Annotated in this window: 24 protein-coding genes; 8 read left to right on the forward strand and 16 right to left on the reverse strand. The window is 60.7% G+C overall.

The annotated features are described in order from the left end of the window. Position 1: 1 nt before the first annotated feature. The 5 genes from JF515_RS11285 to JF515_RS11305 all read right to left on the reverse strand — a co-directional run bounded on the left by JF515_RS11285 (position 2) and on the right by JF515_RS11305 (position 5938). On the reverse strand, positions 2-988 hold the full coding sequence (locus JF515_RS11285; protein ID WP_203104219.1) for an ABC transporter permease: 987 nt from the start codon (positions 986-988) through the stop codon (positions 2-4). Next, the gene (locus JF515_RS11290) at positions 985-2589 is read right to left on the reverse strand and encodes a sugar ABC transporter ATP-binding protein (protein ID WP_203104222.1); all 1605 of its coding nucleotides are present in this window, start codon (positions 2587-2589) and stop codon (positions 985-987) included. The genes JF515_RS11285 and JF515_RS11290 overlap by 4 nt, the downstream gene beginning before the upstream one ends. A gap of 14 nt (positions 2590-2603) precedes the next feature. After that, positions 2604-3662, reverse strand: coding sequence for a substrate-binding domain-containing protein (locus tag JF515_RS11295; protein WP_203104224.1), 1059 nt, complete (start codon positions 3660-3662; stop codon positions 2604-2606). Positions 3663-3727: 65 nt separating this feature from the next. Then, positions 3728-5086, reverse strand: coding sequence for a metal-dependent hydrolase family protein (locus tag JF515_RS11300; RefSeq protein WP_203104227.1), 1359 nt, complete (start codon positions 5084-5086; stop codon positions 3728-3730). Between the two features lie 30 nt (positions 5087-5116). Beyond that, positions 5117-5938, reverse strand: coding sequence for an alpha/beta fold hydrolase (locus tag JF515_RS11305; protein ID WP_203104229.1), 822 nt, complete (start codon positions 5936-5938; stop codon positions 5117-5119). 166 nt (positions 5939-6104) lie between these two features. Here JF515_RS11305 and JF515_RS11310 point away from each other — a divergent pair, with 166 nt between their 5' ends. After that, positions 6105-6842: a GntR family transcriptional regulator gene (locus tag JF515_RS11310; protein WP_203104232.1), complete on the forward strand. Its 738-nt coding sequence runs from the start codon at positions 6105-6107 to the stop codon at positions 6840-6842. An 8-nt stretch (positions 6843-6850) separates the two neighbouring features. Here the strand turns inward: JF515_RS11310 and mnmE are convergent, their stop codons facing one another. The 4 genes from mnmE to rpmH are packed head-to-tail and all read right to left on the reverse strand — an operon-like array spanning position 6851 to position 10631. Beyond that, positions 6851-8227 carry a tRNA uridine-5-carboxymethylaminomethyl(34) synthesis GTPase MnmE gene (gene mnmE, locus JF515_RS11315; RefSeq protein ID WP_203104234.1) on the reverse strand — a complete coding sequence of 459 codons (1377 nt, stop codon included), beginning with the start codon at positions 8225-8227 and terminating at the stop codon, positions 6851-6853. A 58-nt stretch (positions 8228-8285) separates the two neighbouring features. After that, positions 8286-10025: a membrane protein insertase YidC gene (yidC, locus tag JF515_RS11320; protein WP_203104236.1), complete on the reverse strand. Its 1740-nt coding sequence runs from the start codon at positions 10023-10025 to the stop codon at positions 8286-8288. Between the two features lie 42 nt (positions 10026-10067). Next, on the reverse strand, positions 10068-10454 hold the full coding sequence (rnpA, locus tag JF515_RS11325; protein WP_203104238.1) for a ribonuclease P protein component: 387 nt from the start codon (positions 10452-10454) through the stop codon (positions 10068-10070). Between the two features lie 42 nt (positions 10455-10496). After that, on the reverse strand, positions 10497-10631 hold the full coding sequence (rpmH, locus tag JF515_RS11330) for a 50S ribosomal protein L34 (RefSeq protein ID WP_161382733.1): 135 nt from the start codon (positions 10629-10631) through the stop codon (positions 10497-10499). Between the two features lie 458 nt (positions 10632-11089). Here rpmH and dnaA point away from each other — a divergent pair, with 458 nt between their 5' ends. The 4 genes from dnaA to gyrB are packed head-to-tail and all read left to right on the forward strand — an operon-like array spanning position 11090 to position 17190. Further along, entirely contained in the window at positions 11090-12478 is a 1389-nt protein-coding gene (dnaA, locus tag JF515_RS11335) for a chromosomal replication initiator protein DnaA (protein ID WP_203104241.1), read from the forward strand. 29 nt (positions 12479-12507) lie between these two features. Beyond that, positions 12508-13608, forward strand: a complete 1101-nt coding sequence (dnaN, locus tag JF515_RS11340) for a DNA polymerase III subunit beta (RefSeq protein ID WP_203104243.1) — start codon at positions 12508-12510, stop codon at positions 13606-13608. A gap of 57 nt (positions 13609-13665) precedes the next feature. Beyond that, positions 13666-14766 carry a DNA replication/repair protein RecF gene (recF, locus tag JF515_RS11345; protein ID WP_203104245.1) on the forward strand — a complete coding sequence of 367 codons (1101 nt, stop codon included), beginning with the start codon at positions 13666-13668 and terminating at the stop codon, positions 14764-14766. 9 nt (positions 14767-14775) lie between these two features. After that, complete coding sequence (gyrB, locus tag JF515_RS11350; protein ID WP_203104247.1) at positions 14776-17190, forward strand: DNA topoisomerase (ATP-hydrolyzing) subunit B; 2415 nt, start codon at positions 14776-14778, stop codon at positions 17188-17190. 65 nt (positions 17191-17255) lie between these two features. On the opposite strand, the gene JF515_RS11355 is transcribed toward gyrB, so the two are convergent. The 7 genes from JF515_RS11355 to JF515_RS11385 form a co-directional block, all read right to left on the reverse strand. Beyond that, positions 17256-17618, reverse strand: a complete 363-nt coding sequence (locus JF515_RS11355; protein WP_203104249.1) for an H-NS family nucleoid-associated regulatory protein — start codon at positions 17616-17618, stop codon at positions 17256-17258. 73 nt (positions 17619-17691) lie between these two features. Continuing rightward, positions 17692-18453 carry a lysophospholipid acyltransferase family protein gene (locus JF515_RS11360; RefSeq protein WP_203104251.1) on the reverse strand — a complete coding sequence of 254 codons (762 nt, stop codon included), beginning with the start codon at positions 18451-18453 and terminating at the stop codon, positions 17692-17694. Continuing rightward, positions 18450-19004: a D-glycero-beta-D-manno-heptose 1,7-bisphosphate 7-phosphatase gene (gene gmhB, locus JF515_RS11365; RefSeq protein ID WP_203104253.1), complete on the reverse strand. Its 555-nt coding sequence runs from the start codon at positions 19002-19004 to the stop codon at positions 18450-18452. Before gmhB ends, JF515_RS11360 begins: the two co-directional genes overlap by 4 nt. A gap of 13 nt (positions 19005-19017) precedes the next feature. Beyond that, the gene (locus JF515_RS11370; RefSeq protein ID WP_203104255.1) at positions 19018-19812 is read right to left on the reverse strand and encodes an SDR family NAD(P)-dependent oxidoreductase; all 795 of its coding nucleotides are present in this window, start codon (positions 19810-19812) and stop codon (positions 19018-19020) included. Between the two features lie 61 nt (positions 19813-19873). After that, on the reverse strand, positions 19874-20644 hold the full coding sequence (locus JF515_RS11375; protein ID WP_203104257.1) for a GntR family transcriptional regulator: 771 nt from the start codon (positions 20642-20644) through the stop codon (positions 19874-19876). Continuing rightward, entirely contained in the window at positions 20641-21534 is an 894-nt protein-coding gene (locus JF515_RS11380; RefSeq protein ID WP_203104260.1) for a polysaccharide deacetylase family protein, read from the reverse strand. Before JF515_RS11380 ends, JF515_RS11375 begins: the two co-directional genes overlap by 4 nt. Further along, positions 21531-21965 carry a nuclear transport factor 2 family protein gene (locus JF515_RS11385; RefSeq protein ID WP_203104263.1) on the reverse strand — a complete coding sequence of 145 codons (435 nt, stop codon included), beginning with the start codon at positions 21963-21965 and terminating at the stop codon, positions 21531-21533. Before JF515_RS11385 ends, JF515_RS11380 begins: the two co-directional genes overlap by 4 nt. Positions 21966-22227: 262 nt before the next feature. On the opposite strand from JF515_RS11385, the gene JF515_RS11390 reads away from it, so the two are divergent. The 3 genes from JF515_RS11390 to JF515_RS11400 are packed head-to-tail and all read left to right on the forward strand — an operon-like array spanning position 22228 to position 26792. Then, entirely contained in the window at positions 22228-23427 is a 1200-nt protein-coding gene (locus tag JF515_RS11390) for an ABC transporter substrate-binding protein (RefSeq protein WP_238400970.1), read from the forward strand. 15 nt (positions 23428-23442) lie between these two features. Further along, complete coding sequence (locus tag JF515_RS11395; protein ID WP_203104268.1) at positions 23443-24327, forward strand: branched-chain amino acid ABC transporter permease; 885 nt, start codon at positions 23443-23445, stop codon at positions 24325-24327. Then, on the forward strand, positions 24324-26792 hold the full coding sequence (locus JF515_RS11400) for a branched-chain amino acid ABC transporter ATP-binding protein/permease (protein WP_203104271.1): 2469 nt from the start codon (positions 24324-24326) through the stop codon (positions 26790-26792). The genes JF515_RS11395 and JF515_RS11400 overlap by 4 nt, the downstream gene beginning before the upstream one ends. Positions 26793-26923 lie beyond the last annotated feature (131 nt).

Consider the following 26923-nt stretch of genomic DNA (forward strand, 5'->3'; position numbering starts at 1 on the left):
CCTAATGATGGTCGTCGGTGCGGCGAAAGCGATCCAGGATCACCGCAAGAATGATGACAACGCCAACCGCGAGCGTTTGGTAGTACGCTGAAACGCCGATCATGTTCATAACATTCGAAAGCAAGGTAAGTACCAGAACACCGATAAATACCTGACGGATTCCGCCGGCGCCTCCGGTAAGCGCCACGCCGCCCAGAACCACTGCGGCAAGGGATTGCAAGGTAAGATTGGGTGCGGCGACCGGCTGCGCGGAACTGGTCCATGCGGTCAATACCACCGCCCCTACACCGGCACAGAAGCCACTGACCATGTACACCAGGACGGTATAAAAACGTACGTTCACGCCGGATTTCGCGGCTGCGGAAGCATTCGATCCAATCGCATAGACATAACGGCCAAATAAAGTATGGCGCAACAGGACCGTTACCAACACGGTGAGCAGTAACGCTATCCAGACGGTATTGGGAACACCCAGCAATGACCCGAATCCGATCAGATCCACGAAGTCAGCCGGAACGTCATACAAAGGAACGCCGCCCGAAAGAATCAATGCCAGTGCTTTTGCGACCGATAACATGCCAAGCGTGATCACAAGAGGCGAGGTATTGAACCAAGCTATGATCAGTCCGGAAACCATGCCGAGTAAGACACTGGCGATAAGCATGGTCATGATCCCCATAACCATACCCTGATCAATCATAACCATGGTTCCCGCGACTCCGGCGAATGACATAACAGAAGCCAGTGAAAGGTCCAGACCACCACGAATGATCGCGACCGCTTGCCCCAGCGACAAGATCAGTAGCGGCACGGCCTGACGTGCCAGATTCAACATATTGTCGCCGGTGAAAAACTGGGGCTGAATTATTCCGGCAATCAATCCGGTAACAACAATGAATAAGGGCAGTATCCAATCCGACAGGGATAGCGAAGCCGACCTTCCCGCATACATTGATGCATCGGAAGAAGGGCGTGTCTCGGTGTTCATGAATGGTTCTCCCGAATAGCCTGGGTACTGGTATCCAGGCACTGACTTCCGACCACGTCCGCGACTATGGCCGCTTTATCTTCCTCCGTGGGGCTCCCGTAGATTCCCGCGACCTTGCCGTCGGAGAAGGTCCAAACCGTATCGCAGAGTTCAATAGTTTCTGGTAAATCACTCGACATGACGACCACCCCGATGCCCGTGGCGGCAATGGCGCGGATGCGCAGGTGGATATGTCGTTTTGCTTCCAGATCGACACCAGCGGTAGGTTCCTCAAGTACCAACACCCGCCGCGCCGCAGCCATTGCTCGAACCAGAAGAATCTTTTGCTGGTTTCCCCCGCTCAAGCTGGTAATAGGATCAGCACTATGGGAAAACTTAACTTGCGCTTCGCGGAGTAACTCGTCGGCACAGCGTGCCTCCTTACCGGAATTGATGAAGCCCAATCTGCTCACCGACCGCAGCTGGGTTAGCATCAGGTTTTCGCTGATTGAGCAACCGGGGAGTACACCGTTACTGGCGCGGCCGGCAGCCAGATACGACACACCCAGACGGTGTGCATGAGCCAGATCACGGGGTCGATAGCGCAGCCCGTCGAGCTGAAAGGTAACCGGTCTCATATCAGCGGTGGGAACCAGTCCAACCAACGCCTTTACCAGCGTTTCCGAGCCGCAACCGACCACCCCATATAGGCCCAGTACTTCACCACGCCCAACGGTAAGCATGCGCGGCCCATCAAAGGTAGGCATTCTTTCGATGTCGAGAAGGCGCGGGAACCCACGCTCCGATGCCTCTCGACGGCGACCGCTTTTCTGGGATTTTCCCGTGAGACGCTTCACGATATGATCCGCATCTATGTCGGAGGTGACCGGGAATGATTGTGCTACCCGGCCATCGCGCATCACCGTTACATGATCTCCCACCGTCAGCACGTCATCGATATGGTGCGTGACCAGCACTGTCGCGAGCCCGTTGTCGCGAAGCGTCCTCAATACAGCAAAGAAACGTTCCTTCTCGACCGCGCCCAGCATGGCGGTGGGCTCGTCAAAGATAATCAGCGATGGATCGGACATCAGCGACTTTCCGATTTCAACCAGCTGTTGCACCGCCACGGGAAAATGCCGCACTTCCTTTTCCATATCGATATGGGCGAGACCCAAACGCTCCAGAATCAGAGCGACCTTATCCCGTTCCTTGCGACGCGACACGAGGCAAAGCGGCGATCGGCCGGGCTCCGACCCGAGCCACAGATTAGCTCGTACCGAGAGGTGGGGAGCCAATGACAGTTCCTGGTAAACCATGACGATACCGGCAGCGCGGGCGGCACGAGGATTGTCGAATACAACCTGGCTTCCGTCATGGATGATCTCGCCCAGGTCAGCGCCATGCAGACCACAGATAATCTTTCCCACCGTGGATTTACCCGCTCCGTTTTCGCCTAAGACGCAATGGATCTTACCTTTCAGAAACACCATGGATACCTGGCTCAGAGCCTGAGTGGCACCAAACCGTTTACTGATGGAACGAACCTCAAGCAGGACCTGGCTACTCGTATCACCTGGACTAAACGAAGGTTCGGTCGCCTTTTGCATGGATACACTCATCAGCTGTACTCCGGCTATTGAAGTGCGGGTACTTTCCAGGACTTCGGAGGAATTTCATAAATCTGGAAAGGATGGGTATCAACATTCTTCGGCGTGATCAGCGTTGGGGGGACGTTGAAGTGGGGGTAGCCCAGGCCGTCTTCCGAAGCCGCTTCCAGGTTGGGTAGTGGCTTATTCTCCATTTCCCGGATAGCGTATTGAACAATCAGGCGTCCCATTATGATGCCCGGCTCGGACACCACTGCCAGCATGCGACCATCCTTGATCATGGGAACGGCCTGGCGAACCATGGAGCTGCTGACAACGCTCACCTTTCGGTTTTGTTGACGAACCGCCTGAGCCGCCCCCATGCCGAGGGAGATTTCCGGGGTGTAGATGAAGTTGATGTCACGGTTGCGCAATAGCAGATCTGAGGCCCGCGTCAGGCCAGCCTGCAGACCCAGCTCCCCTCCGAATGAACCGTCCAGCACTGTCATCGAATTACATTTAGAGGCTGCCTCGGTAAATCCCACATAGCGCAAACGAACCCATTCGGCTCCCGCCGGGCCAGGGATGGTGGCCACGGTCTTTTTGTCCGCTCCGCTATTGCACACTGCCTTCGCCAACGCGGAGCCAATTGACCGGTCGTCTTGAAGCACACCGAAGTCAACATTCGGGCTGTTTACCGGAATCCCCACCGAAGCGACCTTCATGCCGGCGCTTTTCAGTGATTTTATGATCGGGTCATAGCCGTCATAGGCCGCCGGCGCGAGTACCGCGATATCAGCTTTCAGGTTCTTAATCGATTCCAACTGCGCAAATTGCTCACGGACATTGCCATAGGCCCCCGCCACCGATACCTGTAAAACATTGACACCAGCCCGCTTTGCTTCGTCGGTAATGCCGTAAACGATTCCTTTATAGAAATCGTCATGTAGGTGAACGACCGTGACGCCGATAGTGAACGGCTTCTCCGCTTTAAGAGGCTCAATCAAACCAACCAGACGGTCTTCTTCTTGAGCTTGGGCGAGTCCACCGAACACGAGCCCCCCCAGACACAAAAAGCGCATCGCCGTGATTATGAAATTTTTCATTGTGTTTCTCCGCGATAATGGTAAGGCATTCATAAAAAATAAAAATTCCAGTTCTCAAGGCGCGTTTATCGGACGACGACCCCCAAGCCCTTTTCTTCATCGAACTCATAAAGGCCATCAAGAAATATCTTGGTCTTCTCGTACCATTTCCTTTGCCTTGGCTGATCCGGAGCTCTGTCAATCGGTCGTCCTCCCTTGAAGATAAAATCAAACGATCGGGGACGTTGCAGAATCCGGATGTCCTTGGTTGGATCTCCAGGCACCACCAGAACATCACCGAGGCGACCGGCTTCGAGTTTCCCGATTTCATGGCCATAGCGAGGGAAAAGGCGCGTAGCGGCGAGCGTATTGGCGTGGATTGCTTGCAAGGGCGTCAGGCCAAGATGCGTGGTGAAAATTTCCATTTCACGAGCGTGCCATTGGCCATAAGGAACCGGCGACCAACCGCTTTCACTACCGGCGATCATCGGTATGCCGGCATCATAAGCACGGCGTAGATTCTCAGAAGCCGCTTCCAACTCTGCCTGGAAAGCGCTGGCGCTGGACGCGCCCGCCAGGGATTGCTTTGCTTCCAGAATATTAACGAGAAGAGTCAGCGTTGGCGTGATAACACAGTTGTTCTTGATACATGCTTCAATACCCTCGTCATCAATAAACGAGGCATGAAAAATGTTGTCGAATCCGGCCCGCGCTGACAACAGCACGGAATCCCTCGAGCGTGCATGCACGCTGCAAATCCGGCCCAGGCGATGCGTTTCCTCGGCCATGATGCGGAATTCCTCGTATGTAAACGCGGAGGAACCTAAAGCATCCGGCGTGATCAGGTTGTCGTTCGAACCGGAGACCTTGATGGCATCCACTTCATCCTTGACCTGATAGCGAATCGCCTCAACCAGGTCATCACGGTTTTTCACCAGTACGGCGCTTTGCCCCGGTGGAAATTCCATACCGTTAGGAAACGAGTCCTCGAGGCCCTGATGATTGGTCAACTGCTTTCCGGAAACAGTGAAACGTGGCCCTTCGAACATGCCGGTATCTATGGCGTCACGCACCGCTTGAGCGATGTTGTAAGTGGTGGCGGCATCGAAAGCGCTGGTCACGCCGGCCTGCAATACCTTTTTGGCGTAATAGATAGCTTTCGCGGTTCGGAATTCGACCGGTGTGTAAAGCGCGTTTTCTTCCTCGGAACGGGATTCACCAAAGGAGATATGTGTATGGCCATCTACCAGGCCTGGCAAAATTGATCGATCTGGCAGATCAATAATTTCCAGTTGCGAATCAAGATATTTTTGCGGCAGGGCGCGGACTTCTCCAACCCAACCAATACGCTCCCCTTCCATTACCAGGGCACCTTGTTCAATCGGATCATCCAAGGTGCCGTCAATGATTCGTCCTTTCAGTATGTAACCACGCGGGTTCGTCATGGAGATTCTCCTGGGGAAACTGGGTCAATATCAGTGGGGCTGGAAGACGGCATCGAACAGATCAGTAGCCAGCGCCAAGAAGGTTTCACGTCGTTCGAAAGCCACGGAATGCGAGCACTGGCGAAGCAAGGTAAGATCTGCCCGAGGTAAACTTCCTGCGATATGAATCGAGCTGGAGGGAGGAAATGCGATGTCATCGCGACCGTGTAGCAAAGCCACCGGGCACTGCACCCTGGCCAGAAGGTCGTCGCCGAGAATCGCTGCCTCCACGTACCGGGCAGGGTCGCCTTCAAACATCCGATTGAAGTAATCGGCGTAGCCGGCTGCGAAAATCACCGGCTCCCGTGCCGACAAGTAGGCCTCATCGATAACCGAGTGATCATGAATCAGGCCCTTCAACGTGCTGACCAACTCTTCCCTATTAGTCGGACAACGCCAGGTTCGAGCCGTGGCCTGGTTCGGCTTGAAGGCTTTTCCCATGGTGCCCGTGGTCAGCACGGCGGCGATCCGCGGTTGGTCCACGGCGAGAGTCAGGGCCAGGGCACCAGACAGGGAATGGCCGATCACGCCTACCTTGTCTTGTTCAATGCGCGCCAGCATGGCCTCCGCCTGACGAACCCACATGGCAAAGTCAAAATACGGAGGCACGGCGCGGCGATCACTTTTCCCAAAGCCAAGCAAATCCATGGCGAACACCTGGTAGCGCTCACACAGGGCCGGGAGCACTGAGCGCCAATTGCCCATGGAAGAAGCCCCGGGGCCTGAACCGTGCAGCAATAGCAGGGGCTTGCCCTTCCCCCCGTGGTAGTAAGCTACTGAACGTCCCTCGAATTCGAAGTTCTCTTGTTGCACTCGCCGACTCCCCTACACAGTGATCAATACCCTTTGATAACTCATAAAATCCATTTTTTATGAGATCATAGGATGCTTCATGCGATAACTGTGCCAAAACCATATTTTATTCTTTTATGGATGAGATCTTCTTAAGTGGTAGAATGCGTCTAAAAGTAGTTACACCATGGAAAAAATCATGAAAAATCAACGGGAAACGAGAATGTTGAGCACTGCGGTGTTCGATGTGATTCGCGAGCGGATTCTCAATGGCGAGCTACTACCGGGGCAGAAGCTGAAGATCTCGCAACTTGCCGAAACCCACAAAGTGAGCCTCAACGTGGTGCGTGAAGCTCTGAATCGACTCACTGGAGAGCAATTGGTGGATCTTGCTCCCCAGCAAGGCTTCACCGTGCGGGCGCTTTCCGAGGATGATCTGATTGATCTGTTCGCGCAGCGCATCATCTTCGAAGGCATCGCCTTGCGGCAATCCATCATCAACGGTGACCTTGAATGGCAGTCAAGGGTCCTGGCGGCGCATCACCGGCTTAGCCGTACCCCTGCTGTTGACCCGGAGAATCCAGACCGTCTCAATCCGGAATGGCTGAGCCGGCATGAGGAATTCAATGTCGTGATGATGGCCTGCTGCGGCAGTCCCCGGTTGATACAAATGGTTCGGCAACTGGCCGAGGCGGCGGCGTTGTACCAACGTGCCCTGTTACCCACCAGCGCCGACCGGGCTGAACGAAATAGTGAACACGATGATCTGCTTGAGGCTATTCTGGAAGGTGAGGCGGACAAGGCCGTGGTGATTCTGACCAGGCATCTCGAACAAACCCGGGACGTGATGCTTCCGGTGTTACGACAAGGAGGCGGGGTGCCTCAGGCGAATAAAAGAGCCGCGGTGCAATTGGTTGGAAAATAGCCCCGGCTTTATTTACCGATACAGAAGGAAGAAAAAATCCGGCCGAGAAGATCATCGGCGGTAAAGGCGCCCGTGATTTCCTCCAGCGCGTGCTGGGCGGCACGGAGATCCTCGGCGAGCAACTCACCGGCGGCGTGGGCGTGCAACTGGTCACGGCCCTTCGCCAGGGCCGCCAGGGCCTGTTCCAGGGCGGTGATGTGGCGGCGCCGGGCGGAGAAACGGCTTTGCCCGGTACCCTGGTAACCGGCGGCGGTCTTGAGATGGTCTCGCAGTTCCAGCAGGCCCTGGCCGGTGGCGGCGGACAGCACGAAGGTATCCGGCAGGTTCGGGTGCGGACCCGGCGCCAGACCGCTCAGGTCGGCTTTGTTGAGCACCCGGGTCACCGGCAGGTCAAGGCCATCCAGCTCTTTCTGGCTGCTCGGTAGCAACCCGGCCAGGTCATCCAGATTCACCCCCGCCTCCTGGGAATCCACCACCACCAACAGGCGATCCGCTTTGCGGATTTCCGCGAAGGCGCGCCGGATACCTTCCTGTTCCACCCGGTCCGGACTCTCCCTCAGACCGGCGGTATCGATCAGGTTAAGGGGCAGCCCGTCCAGTTGGATCGCTTCACGCAGGACATCCCGGGTGGTGCCGGCCACCTCGGTGACGATAGCGGCCTCGTGGCCGGCCAGGGCGTTCATCAGGGAGGATTTGCCGGCATTGGGCTTGCCGGCGATTACCAGAGTCAGGCCTTCGCGTACCAGCCGGCCCTGGCGGGCACTGGCCAGCACCGCGCCGGCCTGGTCGATGACCCGGTCGAGATCGTCGGCGACACCGCCTTCGGAAAGAAAATCGATCTCTTCCTCCGGAAAATCGATGGCGGCCTCCACATAGATGCGCAACTGAATCAGTTGCTCGACCAGGGCGTTCACCTCACGGGAAAACGCCCCTTGCAAGGAATGCACCGCGGCGCGAGCGGATTCCCGGGTGCCGGCGTCGATCAGATCGGCGATGGCCTCCGCCTGAGTCAGGTCCATCTTGTCGTTGAGAAAGGCGCGCTGGGAGAACTCCCCGGCCCGGGCCGGCCGACCACCGTGGTGTACGCAGGCGGCCACCAGGGCGTCCAGGATCACCGGCCCACCGTGCCCCTGCAGCTCCACCACGTCTTCGCCGGTGAAGGAACCCGGCGCCGGAAACCATAGCACCAGGCCCTCATCGATGGTCTCGCCATCCGGATCACTGAAGCGAGCGAAATGGGCGGTGCGCGGCGTCAGTTCACGATCACCGATCAAAGCCCCGGCAATCCGCCTGGCGTCCGGTCCGGACAAACGCACCACGCCTACTCCACCCCGACCAGGAGCGGTGGCGACAGCGACGATGGTATCCGGAGCGGTAACAGACATGAGGGAATTATACGCTGTGGGAGCGGCTAAAGCCGCTCCCATGCGTGGCGCGGATCGGTCAGCTTCCGCTTTCGATCTTGCGGGTGATCACGTATTGCTGACCGATGGACAACAGGTTGTTGGTCAGCCAGTACAGCACCAGACCGGCCGGGAACCACAGCATGAACACCGAGAAGATCAGCGGCATCCACTTCATAACCTGGGCCTGGGTAGGGTCCGCGGGAGTCGGGTTCAGGCGGGTCTGCAGGAACATGGACGCGCCCATCAGGATCGGCAGCACGAAGTACGGGTCCATCACCGACAGGTCATTGATCCACAGGAAGAACGGGGCCTGGCGCAGCTCCACGGATTCCAGCAGCACATAGTACAGGGAGATGAACACCGGCATCTGCACCAGCATCGGCAGACAGCCGCCCAGCGGATTGATCTTTTCGCGCTGGAACAGCTTCATGGTTTCCTGCTGCTGCTTCTGACGGTCGCTCTTGTATTCTTCCTTGATGCGCTGCATTTCCGGAGCCACCTTGCGCATCTTCGCCATGGAGCGATAGCTGGTGGCACTGAGCTTGAAGAACAGCATCTTGATGATGAACGTCAGCAGGATGATGGCGACGCCCCAGTTGCCGACGCCAAACCCGAGATCCAGGTCCAGGCCAAACAGGTCCAGCTGGCCGCTTTGCAGGAACACCAGCACGTGGAAGATCGGCTGGGCGATGAACCACAGCCAGCCGTAGTCCACGGTCATGTTCAGGCCGGGGCTGATCGCCTGCAGATGGTCCTGAACCTTGGGGCCGGTGTAGAACTCGGCGTAGAACACCTTCTCCTCGCCCGGTGCCACTTCCTGGTTGCCGCCCACGAAGCGCAGCAGGTACTCGTCCCGGTTCTGGCGGTACACCGTGGAATAGGTGTAGCGGCCCTGCGCATCCGGCACCCAGGCGGACACGAAGTAGTGCTGGAGCATGGCGATCCAGCCGCCTTCCTGAGTCAGCTTGAGCGGGTCTTCCTGAATATCATCGAACGGCAGCTTGTTGTAGGGCTTTTCGGCGCTCCAGTAGGCGGCTCCCAGATAGGTCGGCATGGGGATGAAGCCCTGGGTGCTCTTGCCCGGGTCCTCGCTGCCGTCCCGCTTGATCTGGCCGTACAGGGCGCCCTGCCAGGGCTGATTGCCGTTATTGCGAACAATATGGCTGACCCGGACCAGGTAGCTGCCACGCTCGAAGGTATAGCGTTTGATGATCCGTACACCACCGCCCTGATCCAGGGTCAGGTCCACGTTCAGTTCCTTTTCACCGTCGCCCAGGCTGTAGCTGGTACGGGCGGTGGACCAGGTAGGGCGTCCCTCTCGGGTATCGGTGCCGTTGGGGCCAACCAGCCCGCTCTGCGCCACATAGGTCCGGGTGGCGTCATTTTCCAGCAGCACGAAGGGTTGATCCGGTGTGTTGGCGTGGCGGGGGTATTCCGGTAGCGCCACTCGCACCACGTCGCCACCCACTGGATTGATCTCCAGTGTCAGCACGTCGGTCTTGACCTGGATACGGTCGGTCCCCTGTTCATCGGACCCGGCGGCATTACCGTCGTCAGCGGCGACGACGTCGGGCACCGCGCCGGGTTCCGGAGCGCTGTCCGGCTCGGGGAGCAGATGCTCCTCGTCCTGATCCGCGGCGGCGCCGTTATCGGGGGCGGAGGTCCGCTCCTGCACCACGGGGGTGTCCGGAGCCATGTAGTCCTGTTGCCAGGCCTGGATCAGCAGGTAGGAAACAACGGCGATGCCGGTGATCACTAACGCTCGGGGGATATCCATAGTCAGATTTAATTCTGGCGAGAAAAAGCGGACGGCAGTTTCTCAGTCTTGCCCTCGCTTGGCAAGCAGCTTGTCCAGCAGCCCGGCCAAGAGCGGCGTGGCGCCACGGCCACCATCGGCGGGACAGGGAGCCCGTAGCAGCACGATCAGATCCAGGCCGGCCAGCTCATATTGGCGTAGCCGGAACTGCTCCCGAGCGCGGCGCTTGAGCGCGCCACGATCCACCGCGCGGCGGGCGCGGCGGCGACCGACGACCAACCCGAGGCGGGCATGGGGCAAACCATTGCGGCGAGCAAGAATCAGGAAATGGCGGTCGGAGACCCGGTAGTCCGGGGCATCGAACACGGCCCGGAACCGGACGCCGTCGACAAGGCGCTGTTCACGGGTGAAGAGAAGCGGGCGTGAATCGTCGGGCGCTGACCGGTGCACTATGGGAACAGTGACGGGAATCAGTCAGCGCCAGAGGCTGACTTATACCGTCAGCCGTTTACGGCCCTTGGCACGACGAGCGGCCAATACTTTACGGCCATTCTTGGTGGCCATACGGGCACGGAAACCGTGGTTGCGCTTACGCTTGATGTTGCTCGGCTGGAATGTCCGTTTCATGGCGTCATCCCCAAAAGTGGCTTGGTGGTCTAAGAGGGCGCGGATCATAGCCCTGGGGCGGGTTGCTGTCAATGCCCGTTTGAGGGGTGGGGGTCTGTTACCAATAGATTTATGAATTTAAATATTTTTTAGTAGCAGTGGTAATAGTAAGGGAAGGGCTTTTTTGTGGAAAAGTCTAAAAAAACATTGAAAATCAACATGTTGTCATGTTGGTAACTGACGTATAACTGTGTGTAACCCCTGGTGACGACAGGCGGATAGTCTGTCAAAAGTTGTGGAATGAATTTGTTCATGGGGTTGTCCCCAGGGTTATGAGCCCGGTGGCGCACAGGGTTGTGGCCGTAGTTATCCACAGAGCGTGGGGGCGGAAAAACAGAGCCCAAGCTGTGGATAATCGACCGGGCGGGGGTATAGAATGCAACGTCTTGTTTTTCATGCATTCAGGCAAAGGCGGGGACGTGTCCGAGGAGCTTTGGCATCGCTGTTTGACGCGGCTGGAGGATGAATTGCCCTCGCAGCAATTCAATATGTGGATCCGGCCGCTGCAGGTGACGGCGTCGGCGAATGGCGGAGAACTCACCCTTTTCGCGCCCAATCGCTTCGTGGTCGACTGGGTTCGCGACAAATATCTGGAGCGTATCGGTGAAGTGCTGGGCGAGCTGCAAAGCGGTCCCCTGCCCCAGTTGCGCCTTGAGGTGGGCAGCTCGCGAGCGCCGGCGGCCCCGATTCGTGCCCCGGCACCGGCGGAGCGTCGTGCTCCCCAAGCGGTCAGCGAGCCCCGTGCCAAGGCGGTGTCGCCGGAGCTGGGAGGCGCCGCGAAGCATCGTAGTAACCTCAATTCCAGCTTTACCTTCGTCACCTTCGTGGAAGGTAAGTCCAACCGCATGGCCTGCGCCGCCGCCCAACAGGTGGCGGAGAATCCGGCCAGCCATGGGTACAACCCGCTGTTGTTGTATGGTGGCGTGGGGTTGGGCAAGACCCACCTTATGCACGCGGTGGGCAATGAACTGCAGCGGCGCAATCCCAACGCCAAGGTGGTGTATCTGCACAGCGAGCGGTTCGTGGCGGACATGATCTCGGCGTTGCGCAACAAGACCATCAACGAGTTCAAACGCTTCTACCGGTCGGTGGACGCCTTGTTGATTGATGATATTCAATTTTTTGCAGGAAAGGAGCAGTCCCAGGAGGAGTTCTTCCATACCTTTAATGCTTTGCTGGAAAACGGCCAGCAGATCATCCTGACCTGCGACAAATTTCCCAAGGAAGTGGACGGTCTTGAGGAGCGCCTCAAGAGCCGGTTCGGCTGGGGGCTGTCCCAGCCGTTGGAACCGCCGGAGCTGGAAACCCGGGTGGCGATTCTCAAGAAGAAGGCGGAAGAGGCCCGGGTGGAACTGCCCGATGATGCCGCCTTCTTTATTGCGCAGCGTATCCGTTCCAACGTACGTGAACTGGAGGGGGCGCTACGCCGGGTGATTGCCCATGTGCGTTTCACCGGTGCCCAGATCGATATCGGCCTGATCAAGGAAGCGCTGAAGGACCTGATTGCCCTGCAGGCCCGGCAGATCAGTATCGACAATATTCAGCGCACCGTGGCGGAATACTACAAGATCAAGGTGCCGGATCTTCATTCACCGCGGCGCACCCGTTCCGTGGCCCGGCCCCGCCAGGTGGCGATGGCCCTGTCCAAGGAACTGACCAGCCACAGCCTGCCGGAGATTGGGGAGAGTTTCGGCGGCCGGGATCACACCACGGTCCTGCACGCCTGTCGCAAGGTGGCGGAATTGCGGGAATCGAACCCGGAAATAGAAGAAGATTACCAGAACCTCCTGCGGACGCTGACGTCCTGACGGATCAACTGATAACGGGAAAGCGAGTCATGAAATTCTCCATCAACCGTGAACAACTGCTCAAGCCGCTGCAGCAGGTCGCCGCGGTGGTCGAAAAACGCCAAACGCTACCGGTTCTGTCCAATGTGCTGATGGAAGTGGGCGACGGCCAGCTTTCCCTGACCGGCACCGACCTGGAGCTGGAGTTGGTGGCGCGGCTGCCGCTGGAGGGGGAACATCAGCCCGGGGAGACCACGGTGCCGGCGCGTAAGCTGGTGGATATCGCCAAGAGCCTGCCGGCGGAAGCGGACATCCGCTTCGAGCTCGACGGCGAGCGCATGCTGGTGCGCTCCGGTCGCAGCCGCTTCTCCCTGACCACCCTGCCGGCGTCCGAGTTTCCCAACCAGGAAGAGGACAGCAGTGGATCCGTGCTGGACATCGCGCCGTCCGCCCTGCGTGGCCTGATTGACCACACGGCGTTTTCCATGGCCCAGCAGGATGTGCGCTATTACCTCAATGGCATGCTGTTTGAGCTGCGCCCCGGCATGCTGAGGGCGGTCTCCACCGATGGTCATCGGCTGGCGCTTTGCGATGCCGCCATGGAGGGCCAGAGCGAGGAGGCCTCGGTGATCCTGCCGCGCAAGGGGGTGATGGAGCTGTCCCGGATTCTGGCCGATGCCGGTGAATCGGCGCGCCTCACCCTGGGCCGCAACCATGTGCGGATCATAGCGGGTTCGATCACCTTTACCTCCAAGCTGGTGGACGGCAAGTTCCCGGAATACGAGCGGGTGATTCCCAAGGACGGTTCCCGGATCGTACTGGCGGATCGGGAAACCCTGCGCCAGGCATTGGCCCGGGTGGCCATTCTTTCCAACGAGAAATACCGTGGGGTACGCGTTCAGCTGTCGGAAGGCAGCCTGCGCATCATTGCCAACAACCCGGAGCAGGAAGAGGCGGAGGAAGAAGTCTCCGTGGACTTCAACGGTGGCCCGCTGGAGATCGGCTTTAATGTGAGTTACCTGCTGGATGTGCTTAACACCATGGATGGCACCCAGGCGCGGTTGGAACTGGGGGACAGTAACAGCAGCGCGCTGATCACCGATCCGGAGCATGAGGCGGCCCTTTATGTGGTCATGCCGATGCGCCTTTGATCCTCATTCTTTCCGGCCCGGCGGTCTCGCCGGGCCCCTGCCCTTCCTGCCCTCCTCATGCTCGCCGATCTGAGACTCACGGATTTCCGCAACTATCGGGAAGCCGAAATCGCGCCTGCCCCCGGTCTGAATATCATTCTGGGGGATAACGGCAGCGGCAAGACCAGCTTGCTGGAGGCGATCTATTTTATCGGCAGTGGTGGTCGTTCCTTCCGTGGCGGACGCCTTTCCCGTCTGGTCCGGGATGGGGCGCCGGCCGCGACCTTGTTTGCTCGGGTAGAACAGGGGGAGCATCGGCACCGTCTGGGTATCCGGCGAGCCCCCGGAGGCATCGAGTCTCTGAAGCTTAATGGCGCTACGCCGGGTGCCCTCAGTGACGTGGCTGCCCTGCTCCCGGTTCTGGCATTGCATCCCCAGTCGGTGGACCTGGTATTCGGGCCTTCCGCTTTGCGCCGCCGTTTTCTGGACTGGGGAATGTTCCACGTGGAACATTCTTTCCTGCCTATCTGGAAGGAGGCCAACGCGGCCCTCAAGCAGCGTAATGCTCTGTTGAGGTCCGGGAGGGTGACGCCTCGGGAATTACGTTACTGGGACCAGAAATTAGCCGCCAGTTCTGGTAGTATCGAACAGTTGCGCAGCGGCTATTTGAAGCGTCTCAAAGCCCATTGGCGGACGGTTCTGGCCATGCTGGCGCCGGAGTTGAAAAGCGACCTTTTCCTGCAAACCGGCCTGCGGGACGGCGAGTCCTACCTGGACGCACTCGCCCGCACTCGCGATGAAGATCTGCGTCGGGGGTTCACTCATACCGGGTTTCACCGCTCGGAATTGAAGATAACCGTCGGCGGCACCCTGGCCCGGGATCGTGTATCCCGGGGCCAGGCCAAAATTCTGGCCTACGGCCTGGTGCTGGCTCAGCTTCCTCTGATTGAGGAGGCGGGGAAAGTCTGCACGTTACTGGTGGACGATCTGGGCTCCGAGTTGGATCAAGAGCACAGAACTACCCTGCTTCGGTTTTTGGCGGGGGGAACTCACCAGACATTGATTACCGCGGTGGACCGGGTTCAACTGGCCCCCGCCGTGGACGAAAAGACGGGCGCAGCGGCCCGAATGTTCCACGTGGAACATGGCCGTGTTCAGCGGATATCGGACGATCCATAGGATAAAGAGATGGCGGAGAAAGATTACGATTCATCCAGTATCAAGGTGCTTAAAGGCCTGGATGCCGTTCGTAAACGTCCTGGCATGTACATCGGGGACACCGACGATGGCACCGGCTTGCACCACATGGTGTTCGAGATCGTCGATAACTCCATCGATGAGGCGCTGGCGGGCCATTGCTCTGAAATCCGGGTAACCATCCATGCGGATGAATCCGTCTCGGTATCGGACAACGGTCGCGGTATTCCCGTGGATATGCATCCGGAAGAAGGGGTCAGCGCTGCTCAGGTGATCATGACCGTACTTCACGCCGGGGGTAAGTTCGACGATAACTCCTATAAAGTCTCCGGTGGCCTGCACGGGGTGGGGGTGTCCGTGGTCAATGCTCTGTCCGAGCAGTTGAAGCTGACCATCCGCCGCCATGGCAAGGTGTACGAGCAGAGCTACCGCCACGGTGTGCCGGAGAAGGAGCTGGAAGTTGTCGGTACCACGGACAGCACCGGGACGGCGATCCACTTCCGCCCGTCGCCCGAGACCTTCACTAACATCCTGTTTCACTACGACATTCTGGCCAAGCGGCTACGGGAACTGAGCTTCCTGAATTCCGGTGTGCGTATCCATCTCAGTGATGAGCGCAGCGGTGACGAGGATGTGTTTCAGTACGATGGCGGCCTGAGTGCCTTCGTGACCTACCTTAACCGCAGCAAGAGTGCCCTCAACGAGGTGTTCCATTTCCAGATTGATCGCGAAGACGGGATCGGCGTGGAAGTGGCCATGCAGTGGAATGATTCCTACCAGGAAAACATCTTCTGCTTTACCAACAATATTCCCCAGCGAGATGGGGGTACCCATCTGGCGGGCTTTCGGGCCGCCCTGACCCGCAGCCTGAACAACTACATGGATCGGGAAGGCTACCTGAAAAAGGAAAAGGCCAACCCCACCGGGGATGACGCCCGCGAAGGCCTGACGGCGGTGATTTCGGTGAAGGTACCGGACCCCAAATTCTCCAGTCAGACCAAGGATAAGCTGGTCTCCTCCGAAGTGAAGACCGCGGTGGAGCAGACCATGGCCGAGTTGTTCCAGGATTATCTCCTTGAGCATCCCACCGAGGCCAAGGTGATCGTGCAGAAGATCATCGACGCGGCCCGCGCGCGGGACGCCGCGCGCAAGGCCAGGGAAATGACCCGCCGCAAGGGGGCGCTGGACATCGCCGGCCTGCCCGGCAAGCTGGCGGACTGCCAGGAAAAGGACCCGGCGTTCTCGGAACTCTACATCGTGGAGGGTGATTCCGCGGGCGGTTCCGCCAAACAAGGCCGGGATCGCAAGTATCAGGCTATCCTGCCGCTCAAGGGTAAGATCCTGAACGTGGAGAAGGCGCGCTTTGATAAGATGCTCTCCTCCCAGGAAGTCGCCACCCTGATTACCGCTCTGGGTTGTGGCATCGGTCGGGATGAATATGACGCCGACAAACTGCGTTACCACCGAATCATCATCATGACCGACGCCGATGTGGATGGCTCCCATATTCGCACCCTCCTGCTCACCTTCTTCTTCCGGCAGATGCCGGAGATGATTGAGCGCGGCCATGTTTATATTGCCCAGCCGCCCCTCTACAAGGTGAAAAAGGGCAAGCAGGAAACCTATATCAAGGATGATCCGGCGCTGGAGGATTACCTTACTACCCTGGCCCTGGACAAGGCGGCCTTGTACCCCGGTAACGATGCGCCGCCGATCAGCGGCGAACCGTTGGCCAAGCTGATCGACGAATACCGTCAGGTGATGCGCATCGTCGACCGCCAGTCCCGCGTGTTCCCGGCGGTGGTGCTTGAACAGATGATCTATATGAGCTCCCTGGACGAGAAACGCCTGGCCGACCAGGCGGCCATGGACGATTGGTGTCAACGTTTGGGGGCCCGGGTGGATTCGCTCACCGATGGCACCCAGCACTTTACGGTTACCGCTGAAGCGGACCAGGAGCGCGGCCTGTATCTGCCACGTGTGCAAGTGCTCGCTCACGGTATACCCCGTGAATACCGGGTCACTCTGGAATTTCTCCAGTCACCGGATTACGGGCGCATCAAGGGTCTCGGCGAGAAGCTGGAGGGCCTGCTGGCCGATGACGCGGCGGTGGAGCGGGGCGAAAGCCGCCGTCCCATCCGTCACTTCGCGGAGGCGCTGTCCTGGTTGATGCAGCAGGCCCGTCGGGGCACCAGCGTGCAGCGCTACAAAGGGCTGGGGGAAATGAACGCGGAGCAGTTGTGGGAAACCACCATGGACCCGGAATCCCGGCGCATGCTGCAGGTGACGGTGGAGGATGCCATCGCGGCGGATCAGATCTTCACTACCCTGATGGGCGATGACGTGGACCCCCGGCGTCAGTTCATCGAATCCAACGCGCTTCAGGTGTCCAATCTGGATATTTAAGGCGGGGGAACGGCGGCGGCGCAACCGTAACCGGTTGCGACCGCCGGACGGGCCGTTTTTGTTGCTTATACTTCGAATTCTTCCAGCTTGGCACCACTTTCCAGGGCGTCGCGCAGCCATACCGGGCGCTTGCCACGGCCGGTCCAGGTTTGGGATGCATCCCGCGGATTGCGGTATTTGATCTTGGCCGGTTTGCGCACGGCGGCTTTTTTCTTGCGGGTTGCCTTGCGCGCGGTGGTCTTCTTGCGGCTTTTGCTTTTCTCTTCCAGCAGGTCATCGACGGATACGCCCAGGTCCTTGGCGATCTTGTTGATCTCCGCCTGCGCGCTCTTCACGGCTTCCATGCGTTTCTTCTCGAGCTTGCGCTCGGCCTGCTTGATCAGTTTTTCCAGTTCGGCGACGGAATAATCGTCCAGGTTAATAGTCATTTCACGTGTTCCTTAAGGGGTTATAACGGACCATAACGCCGCTGACTGTAATTTTTATCCGGGGAAAAGGCAATTAGGGCTTTGTATTTTTGTTTAAATGTCCCGGATAATGATAAGTAATCCATTCCTGGGTCAGCCGGGTTACCGTTTTGGCGTCTTTATCGGTGGTATTAATGGGCGGGCTGATGCGCAGCACGATTTCGCCGGGAAAGCGTAACCAGGAGCGGGCCGGCCAGCAATCACCGCTATTGTGAACCACCGCCACCACGGGAACCTGATTACGGCACGCCAGCAAGGCGCCGCCGTGATTAAAATGGCCGAGCGTGCCTGGCGATTGTCGGGACCCTTCCGGATAGATCACTACCGGAATGCCACGGCCAAGCCGATCGGCGCCCTGCTCCAGAACCGCGCGCAGCGCCGCCCTGCCCTTGGTACGGTCAATCCGGATTGGATTAAGCAGCGCCACCCCCCAACCGAAAAACGGCAGCCACAGCAGCTCTCGTTTCAACACCGTGGCCTGCGGCGAGATCAGGAGCTGCAGGAAGAAGGTTTCCCAGCTGCTTTGGTGATTCGCCAACACCACCGCCGCCCCCCGGGGCAGGTTTTCACGCCCTTCCACGCGAATAGTCACCCCGTTCAAACGCTTCAACAGCGCCATGGCGAAAACCGTCCACAGGTTCACGAAACGGTAACGTCGCTCGAACGGTAAAAAAGGACCGATGATCACGCAGAAAATACTGTGGATGATGCCGGCCAGATTATAGAGCACGAAAAAAAGAGCACTGCGAACGACAATACCGGGGGTTACCGGCTGGCGGTCGGCGGGAGGGTTCATGAATGGTCCTTGAGAAATACATCGACGAAATGGGCCAGCGAATCGTACACCGCCACTGGCCCGAGATCCTCGGGCAAGCCCTTTTCCAGGGTGCGGCGGCCCTTTCCGGTACGCACCAACACCGGCTCGCAACCGCGCGCTTGGCCAGCCTGCAGGTCCCTCAGACTATCACCAACCAGGGGCACACCGGTTACCTCGCCATAATCGGCAACAATTTGGTCCAGCAGGCCCGGCTTCGGTTTGCGGCAATCGCAGCCGTCGTCGGGCCCGTGCGGACATACATAGATGCCGTCCAGGTGGGCGCCGGCTTCCGCTAGATGATCGCCCATGCGTTGGTGGATGGCGGCCAGGGTGGTGGCGTCGAAGTAACCCCGCGCCAACCCGGATTGATTGGTGGCCACCACCACCCGGTAACCGGCTTGATTGAGGCGGGCAATGGCCTCGGCGCTGCCGGGCAGCGGCCGCCATTCCGCCGGGCTTTTGATATAGGCGTCGGAGTCTTCATTGATGACCCCGTCTCGGTCGAGAATGACCAGTCTGTTGATACTCATGGCGGCGAGTATATCAGGCCATGGTATCGACGATGCCTCCTTCCACGCGCAAAGCGGCGCCGGTGGTGGCAGAGGCCTGGGGTGACGCCAGGTAAACGGCCATATTGGCCACCTCTTCCACGTCGGCCACCCTCTGGATGATGGAGCTGGGCCGGTTCTCGCGCACGAAACGCTCCTCCACCTCCTGCTCGGACACACCCTGCTCCTCGGCCATCTGTTTGAGCATCTTGCCAACCCCCTCGGAACGCGTCGGCCCGGGCAGGATGGCGTTCACCGTAACCCGGGTGCCGGCGAGTACCTTGGCCAGGCCCCGGGAGATGGACTGCACCGCGCTTTTGGTCATGCCGTAGTGAACCATCTCGGTGGGGATATTCAGCGCCGATTCGCTGGACAGGAATAATATCCGCCCCCAGTTTCTCTCCTTCATGCCACGGGCGTAATGGCGGGACAGGCGCACGGCGCTCATTACATTCACTTGGAAAAAGGTCTCCCAGTCTTCATCGGGAATCTCGAAAAAAGGCTTGGGCTGAAAAATACCCACATTATTAACCAGGATATGCGCGTCCGGATGGGCATCGATCAATGTCTGGCAGCCCTCCGCGGTGCCCAGGTCGGCGGCCACGCCGGCCACGGACGCCTCGGGTACGGCCTGCCGCAGCCGGGCGATGGCGTCATTGACGCGCTGTTCGGTACGACCGGTGATCACCACATCGGCGCCGGCTTGCGCCAATCCCTGGGCGATGCCGAAGCCGATGCCGGCGGTGGAACCGGAAACCACCGCCTTTTTGCCGGATAGATCAATACGCATGATGCCACTCCAACGATAATGAAAGGGGATACCGGGGAGGTGGCGATGGGGTGCTTCGATCTCAAGGGCCGGCGGCCAGGCCCAGCATGTCGGCCAGGCTCAGGTTGGTGTCTTCCTCCACCAGTTGGATGTGCGCCTCCAGGTCACGCAGATGCCGGTCCATCTCCCGGCGGGCGCCGCGCACGTCCCCTTTCTCCAGGCAATCCACGACCCGCTCATGCTCGTCGTGCTCGCAGGTGGCGTTGCCCGGCGGTTGAAACAACGCCACCACCAGGGAACAACGGGAAATCAGTTCCGACAGATAGCGTTGCAACATCGGATTGCGGGACAGCTCGCCGAGCCGGAGATGGAAGGCACTGGCCAGCCCCGCCCATTCGGTCTGGGCGTAACGGTGCATGGCGGCGTGCTCCTTGCGCAGCTGGCGGCGCAGCGAGGCGTAATCCGCCCGCGTGGCGTGCTCCGCCACCAGTGGCAACACCGCCTCTTCCAGGGCGCGACGCGCCTCGAACAGCTTGCCCACTTCCTCCCGGCTGGGCATGGCGACAATGGCGCTACGGTTGGGTCTCAGTTCCACGATGTGATCGTGGGCGAGCCGTTGCAGTACCTTTTGCACCAGGGAGCGACCTACCCCGAACAGTTCGCACAGGGCCGCTTCGGGGAGTTTGGTGCCGGGCTTGAGCCGTTGCTCCATGACCCCGTCGACGATGGCGCCGTGGATGCGGTTTTCCTTCTCCGCCGGTGTTTCCCGGGCCGCCGGCGCCTGGCCGGCGAGCGCCTGGGGGCGCACCTTGGGTCGGCCCCGATTGCGGGTTCCGGGTCTGGTCTTGTTCATGAAAACAGACTGTCCATGTGGTCGCAGATCGCCCCCGGCGTGGTCAGCCAGAGCGCCTCGCGGTGGGCGATGATGTGTTTCAGGGCGCGACGCAGATGACGCAGCCGGTAGGGTTGACCCACCAGATACGGATGCAGGGCGATGCCCATCACCAGCGGTTGCCGCTCGGATTGTTCCAGCATTTCATCGAACTGATCCATGATCATATCGGCGAACGCCCGGGCGTCCAGCTTGCGGGCGATGATCATGGGGATGTCATTGATCTCCTGGGGATAGGGAATCGCCCACAGACCCCGACCGTCCCGGGTGGCCATGCGCACCGGCTGGTCATCGTGGCTCCAGTTCAGTGTATAGCGGTAGCCGGTCTCGGCGAGCAGGTCCGGCGTGATCCGCGATTCACCGATCCACGGCGATAGCCAGCCGGCCGGCGGCGAGCCGGCGTGATCCGCCAGGCGCTGGCGGCAGTAAACCAGCAGGGCCTGTTCGTCCGCTTCCTCCAGGGTGCCGGGGTAGTCGGCGTTGCTGTGACCGTGTCCAATCAGCTCATCACCCCGGGCCAGGCAGGCCTCCAGCAGTTCCGGGCAGTGATCGTAGAGGGCGGTGTTGGCGATGGTGCCGGTGGGCAGGCCCAGAGCATCGAACAGTTCCAGACAGCGCCAGGCTCCGACCCGGTTGCCGTATTCCCGCCAGGCGTAGTTGAGTACGTCGGGCTCCGCGAAGGCGGCGCCCAGCTTGGCGCCCATTCCCTCGCCGAACGCGAAATGCTCAAGGTTGAAGCCCAGGTACACGGCCAACCGCTTGCCACCGGGCCAGTGGTAGTCAGGCCGTTGGTGTATCGCTGAATAGTCGAAGCGGCCCGGGGCCGCCAGTGGCCCGAATCGGTCGCTCATTGCTTTGCCAGCCCGGCCCGGACCAGCAGCCATTCGGCGCTGTCGTTCCACACATCCATCTCCGTGATCAAACCGTCGCGGACCACGTATCGGTCCACGTAGCGGTTGCCTTCAAAAGGCGTGCCGTCCGGCCATTCGCCATACAGGGTGCCGATGTTGTAAACCACGGCACTTTCCAGGGTGCCGCCCTCCACCACCTCGGTGGCCTGGAAGCGTTTCTTGACCCAGGCGTAGCGCTGCTGGTTGAACGCCGTGCAGTCCGCCGGGTCGGCCATTTCGCGGTTACCGGTGAAGCGGATCTGGAGCGTGTCGGCCACGTACTGGCGGGCGGTTTCCGGGTCCGGCTTCATCAGAATAACCAGGTAGGTATTCACCAGCGTGGCCGGGTCGCGAATCGGCTGGTCGCTGTTCCAGTCTGGTGCGTTGGTCATGATCGGGTCTCCATTCTGCCCCTTGTTCGTGCGTTGCGACTCGCCCGGAATGTCGGGAAAAGCCGTGCCGCCCGTCGGCGAACCGGGCCTCCGAGTGCCCGCGAACTCCGTATTTTTTGTCGACAATTAATGGTTTATGTGACGTCAGAAATTAAAGCAATTTACGTGCCCGGCCCGTGATCGTCGCAAGATGGCACGCGCCTTGCGTTGTGGGAGACGGGGCGAACGCCCGATCCATCCCATATCCGAAAGGGGGAATCCCATGTTGTGTACCGACAAAGGGTCACGTCTTAACAAAGGTTTGTTGGCCGCCGTGTTTACCGTGCTGCTGGCCATGCTGCCGTGGCGCGCCATGGCGGCGGAGCCGATCAAGATCGGCCTGATCACCGCCTTGTCCGGGCAATCCGCCCTGGCCGGCGAAGCCATCACCCGCGGCCTGCAAACCGCCATTGACGAAATCAACGCCGACGGCGGCCTGCTCGACGGCCGGGAGCTGGTGCTGGTGCGCCGCGACGACGAGGCCAACCCGGCCAAGGGCGTGGTGGCGGCCCGGGAACTGATCCACAAGGAGAAGGTGGCGGTGCTGTTCGGTGGTCTGGACACACCGGTGTCCCTGGCCATCGTGCCGCTGGCCAACCAGGCCAGGGTGCCCTTCGTTGGGCCCTGGGCGGCGGGCACGCCGATCACCAAGAACGGCGCCGATCCCAACTTCGTGTTCCGTGTTTCCGCCATGGATGAGCTGGTGGACAAGGCCATGGTGGCCTACGCCCAGGAAAACTTCGGGTCCGAAAAATTCGGCCTGATGATGATCAACAACCCCTGGGGCGAATCCAACCAGAAAGGCCTGGTGGCGGCTCTGGACGAGCAAGGCATGGCGCCGGTGGCCAGTGAAAAGTTCGACGGTGACGCCATCGACGTGGTGCCGCAACTGACCCGGCTGCGTGACGCCGGCGCCGACACCATCGCCATGGTCGGCAACGTGGGCCCGTCCGCCCAGGTAGTTAAATCCCTGCGCCGCATGGGCTGGGACGTGCCCATTGTGTCCCACTGGGGCCCGGCTGGCGGCCGCTTTACCGAACTGGCCGGTCCGGGCGCCGAGAAGGTTCACTTCGTCCAGACTTACAGCTTCTTCGGTGAACAATCGCCGGTGGGGCAAAAGCTGATCGCCGCGCTCAAGGCCAAATACGACGATGTGGACGGCCCCGAGGACATTACCCCGGCGGTGGGCGTGGCCAACGCCTATGACGCCATGCACCTCACCGCTCTGGCGATCGAGAACGCCGGTTCCACCGAGGGTCCGGCGATCCGTGAAGGCTTCTTCGGCATCGACAGCTACCCCGGCCTGATCAAGACCTACCGGACGCCGTTCTCTCCGGAACAGCACGATGCCCTGGGGCCGGACGATTACGTGTGGGCGCAATTCATCGACAACCGAATCGTGCCGGTTGAACGGAACGACTGACGGAACGGGTTATCCATGGACACTCAGCTGATTTCGGCACTGATCAGTGGTCTCGGCATGGGCAGCATGTACGGCCTGATGGCGCTGGGCTTCTATATCACTTTCGCGGTGTCGGGCACGGTGAACTTCGCCCAGGGCAGCTCCATGATGCTGGGCGCGGTGCTTTGCTTCACCTTCGCCCAGACCCTGGGCTGGTCACTGTGGCTGGCGGTACCGGCGGCGCTGGCGCTGTGCGCGCTGTATGGCCTGCTGGTGGAACGGCTGGCGGTGCGGCCCTTCGTGCGCCGTGGCTCCGACGCCTGGCTGATGTCCACGGTGGCGCTGGGGATCGTCCTGGATAACCTGGTGATGCACACCTTCGGCAAGGAGCCACGCAGCCTGCCCTCTTCCCTGGCGGTGTCGCCGGTGGACGTGGGTGGCCAGGGCCTGGGCGTGTATCCCCTGCAATTGATCATTCCACTGGTGGGGCTGGCGCTGGCCGCCGCCCTGCATCTGGTGGCGCGGCGCACCCGTTGGGGCACGGCGCTGCTCGCCACCAGCCAGAACCGGGACGCGGCGCGTTTGATGGGCATTCCCATCGGCCGCGCGGTGGCCGGTGCTTTCGCCCTGTCCACGGTGCTGGCCGGCGTCGCCGGCATGCTGATCGCGCCGCTTGCCAACGTGAACGCGGATATGGGCACCCTGTTCGGTTTGAAAGCCTTCTCGGTGGCCATTCTGGGCGGCATCACCAGCGCCTGGGGCGTGATGATCGCCGGCCTGCTGTTCGGCCTGGCGGAGAGCGGCATCACCGTGGCGCTGGGTTCGGGCTACACCCACATCATTACCTTCGCCCTGGTCATCGTCGCCCTGGCGTTGCGGCCCAATGGCCTGTTCGGCCGCGCGGAGGTGAAGAAAGTATGAGGCGCCTGTGGATTCCGGCCGGCCTGGTGGTGTTGGTGGCCGCCCTGGTGATGGTCTTCTCTCTCAATAGTTATTACGTCTATGTGCTCGCCAACGTGGCACTGATCGCCATCGTCGGCGTGGGTCTGAACGTGCTCATCGGTCTTACCGGTCAGATCTCGTTCGGCCATGTGGGTTTCTATGCCATCGGCGCCTACACCGTGGCCATTCTTACCAGCCAGGCGGGCTGGTCGTTCTGGCCGGCGTGGCTGGCCGGCGCCCTGGTGTCCACTCTGGCGGGGCTGCTGTTGGCGTTGCCGGCCCTGCGGGTAAAGGGGCCCTATCTGGCGATGATCACCATCGCCTTCAGCTTTATTGTTCAGCACGCGGTAATCGAGATGGAAGCACTCACCGGCGGGCAGAACGGCATCATGGGCATTGCCGCGCCCGCGCTGGCGGCGGACTGGAGCATTGAGCAGACCGTGGCGGTGATCGCTCTGCTGACGCTGGCGACGACCCTGGCGGCCTACGCGCTGCTCGCCCGGGGAACCTGGGGCGCCGCCATGCGGGCGGTGAAGGACAGTGAAACCGCCGCCGAGTCCGTGGGGCTGGGGCCGCTGGTGATCAAGACCGTGGCCTTCATGGTGTCGGCCGGTCTGGCCGGTCTGGCCGGTGGCCTGTTCGCGCCCCTGTCCGGGTTCGTCACACCGGACACGTTCAGTTTCATGCAATCGATTCTGTTCGTGCTGGTGGTGGTCGTGGGCGGTGCCGGCTCGGTGATCGGGCCGGTGCTGGGCGCGGTGATCCTGGGCCTGCTGCCGGAGCTGCTGGCTACTCTGGAGGCCTACCGGTTGTTGTTCTTCGGCGGGTTGCTGCTGGTGGTGCTGCTGGTGGCCCCCAACGGCTTGATGGGGCTGGTGAGCGGTCTGCGCCGGCATCGACCAAGGGCCGGCGCGGTGCCCGCCGACGCCGCCACGGCGGTGGCGGTCCGGGCGCGCCATGGGCTTGCTCTGAAGGGGCTGACCATGCGTTTCGGCGGCGTGCGGGCGGTGGATGATCTGTCCATGACCGTGCCGCCGGGGGCGGTCACCAGCCTGATCGGCCCCAACGGTGCCGGCAAGACCACGGTGCTGAACATGGTGAGCGGTTTCTACCCGCCCACCGAGGGCCGCTTCGCCCTGGGGGAACAGCCCCTGGCGGCGGGTCGCGCTTTCCGTATCGCCCGTCACGGGGTGGCGCGCACCTACCAGACCTCGCAGCTGTTCGACACCCTGACCGTGGCGGACAACGTGGCCCTGGCCGCCTGCCGGGGCAAGCTCGGAGGGTTGCTTGGCGCGCGTCGTTTCCTTGCCCCGGAGGCACGGGACCGGGCGGCGTCGCTGTTGGCGTTCTGCGGCTACCGGGGAGCACTGGATATCCCCGCCAGCCAGCTGCCCCATGTGGACCGGCGGCTGGTGGAAATCGCCCGGGCTCTGGCCATGGACCCGGATGCCCTGCTGTTGGACGAGCCGGCGGCGGGTCTGTCCCGGGAAGACACCGACCGCCTTGCCGACCTGCTGCGTGCTATCGCCGACGCGGGCGTGGCGGTGATGGTGGTGGAGCACGACATGGAGCTGGTGATGAAGGTATCCGATCAGGTGGTGGTGCTGGACACCGGTCGGCTACTGGCCGCCGGTGAGTCGGAAACGGTGCGCGCCGACCCGGCGGTGCGCCGGGCCTATCTCGGCGAGGATCTGGATCAGGCCCGGCCGGTGGCGGATCGGCCGGCGCGTGGTGGGCCGGAATGGCTGGGCGTCAACCGGCTGGTGGCCGGGTACGGCGCCGAGCCCGTACTCCACGAGGTGAGCCTCAAGGTACGTGAAGGGGAAATGGTGGCCTTGCTGGGGGCCAATGGCGCGGGTAAGTCCACGTTGATGCGCGCGCTGGCCGGTCTTCATCCGGTGCAGGCCGGCGGTGTGCACCTGGATGGCCGTGCCCTGGAAAGAATGCCCGCCGAGGCCATCGTCAACCAGGGGTTGGTACTGGTGCCGGAGGGTCGTCAGGTGTTCCCTGAACTGTCGGTGCAGGACAACATCCGCTTGGGGGCGTTTCTGTGTCCCCAGGATCGGGAGGTGCGTCTGGAAGAAATGTTCGAGCGCTTCCCGCGTCTGCGCGAGCGGCGTCATCAACGTGCCGGTTTGCTGTCCGGTGGCGAGCAGCAGATGCTGGCGGTGGCTCGCGGTCTGATGAGCCGGCCCCGGGTGCTGCTGCTGGATGAGCCCTCCCTGGGCCTGGCGCCGAAGATCATCGATGAGTTGTTCACGGCGTTGGATCGGTTGCGCCGGGAGGACATGACCATCGTGCTGGTGGATCAGATGGCGGCCCTGGCGTTGTCCCTGGCGGATCGCGCCTATGTGATCGAAGGAGGCCGGGTAATGGCGGAGGGTACCGCCAAGGAAATTGCCGCCAGCCCGGAATTGGCGGACGCCTACTTGGGGGCGGGGTAACGCCAGACGCCGGACGCTAGACGCTAGACGCTAAACCCGAAACCGGACAGGTGCGGTGTGTTTCCTGCAAGCTCACAGGAAACACACCCGGGCTCTCAGACCCGGGTTAAAGCGTCTAGCGTCCGGCGTCC

The sequence above is a fragment of the Alloalcanivorax marinus genome (assembly GCF_016785095.1).
In the GTDB taxonomy this organism is placed as follows: domain Bacteria; phylum Pseudomonadota; class Gammaproteobacteria; order Pseudomonadales; family Alcanivoracaceae; genus Alloalcanivorax; species Alloalcanivorax marinus_A.

What these genes read in the sequence shown, in the direction of transcription:
- gmhB (WP_203104253.1), bottom strand. Translation starts at nt 19,004, where the DNA reads ATGAGTATCAACAGACTGGTCATTCTCGACCGAGACGGGGTCATCAAT.
- JF515_RS11395 (WP_203104268.1), top strand. Translation starts at nt 23,443, where the DNA reads ATGGACACTCAGCTGATTTCGGCACTGATCAGTGGTCTCGGCATGGGC.
- JF515_RS11360 (WP_203104251.1), bottom strand. Translation starts at nt 18,453, where the DNA reads ATGAACCCTCCCGCCGACCGCCAGCCGGTAACCCCCGGTATTGTCGTT.
- dnaN (WP_203104243.1), top strand. Translation starts at nt 12,508, where the DNA reads ATGAAATTCTCCATCAACCGTGAACAACTGCTCAAGCCGCTGCAGCAG.
- JF515_RS11310 (WP_203104232.1), top strand. Translation starts at nt 6,105, where the DNA reads ATGGAAAAAATCATGAAAAATCAACGGGAAACGAGAATGTTGAGCACT.
- JF515_RS11370 (WP_203104255.1), bottom strand. Translation starts at nt 19,812, where the DNA reads ATGCGTATTGATCTATCCGGCAAAAAGGCGGTGGTTTCCGGTTCCACC.
- JF515_RS11390 (WP_238400970.1), top strand. Translation starts at nt 22,228, where the DNA reads ATGTTGTGTACCGACAAAGGGTCACGTCTTAACAAAGGTTTGTTGGCC.
- JF515_RS11290 (WP_203104222.1), bottom strand. Translation starts at nt 2,589, where the DNA reads ATGAGTGTATCCATGCAAAAGGCGACCGAACCTTCGTTTAGTCCAGGT.
- JF515_RS11385 (WP_203104263.1), bottom strand. Translation starts at nt 21,965, where the DNA reads ATGACCAACGCACCAGACTGGAACAGCGACCAGCCGATTCGCGACCCG.
- recF (WP_203104245.1), top strand. Translation starts at nt 13,666, where the DNA reads ATGCTCGCCGATCTGAGACTCACGGATTTCCGCAACTATCGGGAAGCC.
- JF515_RS11355 (WP_203104249.1), bottom strand. Translation starts at nt 17,618, where the DNA reads ATGACTATTAACCTGGACGATTATTCCGTCGCCGAACTGGAAAAACTG.
- gyrB (WP_203104247.1), top strand. Translation starts at nt 14,776, where the DNA reads ATGGCGGAGAAAGATTACGATTCATCCAGTATCAAGGTGCTTAAAGGC.
- JF515_RS11295 (WP_203104224.1), bottom strand. Translation starts at nt 3,662, where the DNA reads ATGAAAAATTTCATAATCACGGCGATGCGCTTTTTGTGTCTGGGGGGG.
- JF515_RS11400 (WP_203104271.1), top strand. Translation starts at nt 24,324, where the DNA reads ATGAGGCGCCTGTGGATTCCGGCCGGCCTGGTGGTGTTGGTGGCCGCC.
- JF515_RS11380 (WP_203104260.1), bottom strand. Translation starts at nt 21,534, where the DNA reads ATGAGCGACCGATTCGGGCCACTGGCGGCCCCGGGCCGCTTCGACTAT.
- rpmH (WP_161382733.1), bottom strand. Translation starts at nt 10,631, where the DNA reads ATGAAACGGACATTCCAGCCGAGCAACATCAAGCGTAAGCGCAACCAC.
- mnmE (WP_203104234.1), bottom strand. Translation starts at nt 8,227, where the DNA reads ATGTCTGTTACCGCTCCGGATACCATCGTCGCTGTCGCCACCGCTCCT.
- yidC (WP_203104236.1), bottom strand. Translation starts at nt 10,025, where the DNA reads ATGGATATCCCCCGAGCGTTAGTGATCACCGGCATCGCCGTTGTTTCC.
- JF515_RS11300 (WP_203104227.1), bottom strand. Translation starts at nt 5,086, where the DNA reads ATGACGAACCCGCGTGGTTACATACTGAAAGGACGAATCATTGACGGC.
- JF515_RS11285 (WP_203104219.1), bottom strand. Translation starts at nt 988, where the DNA reads ATGAACACCGAGACACGCCCTTCTTCCGATGCATCAATGTATGCGGGA.
- JF515_RS11375 (WP_203104257.1), bottom strand. Translation starts at nt 20,644, where the DNA reads ATGAACAAGACCAGACCCGGAACCCGCAATCGGGGCCGACCCAAGGTG.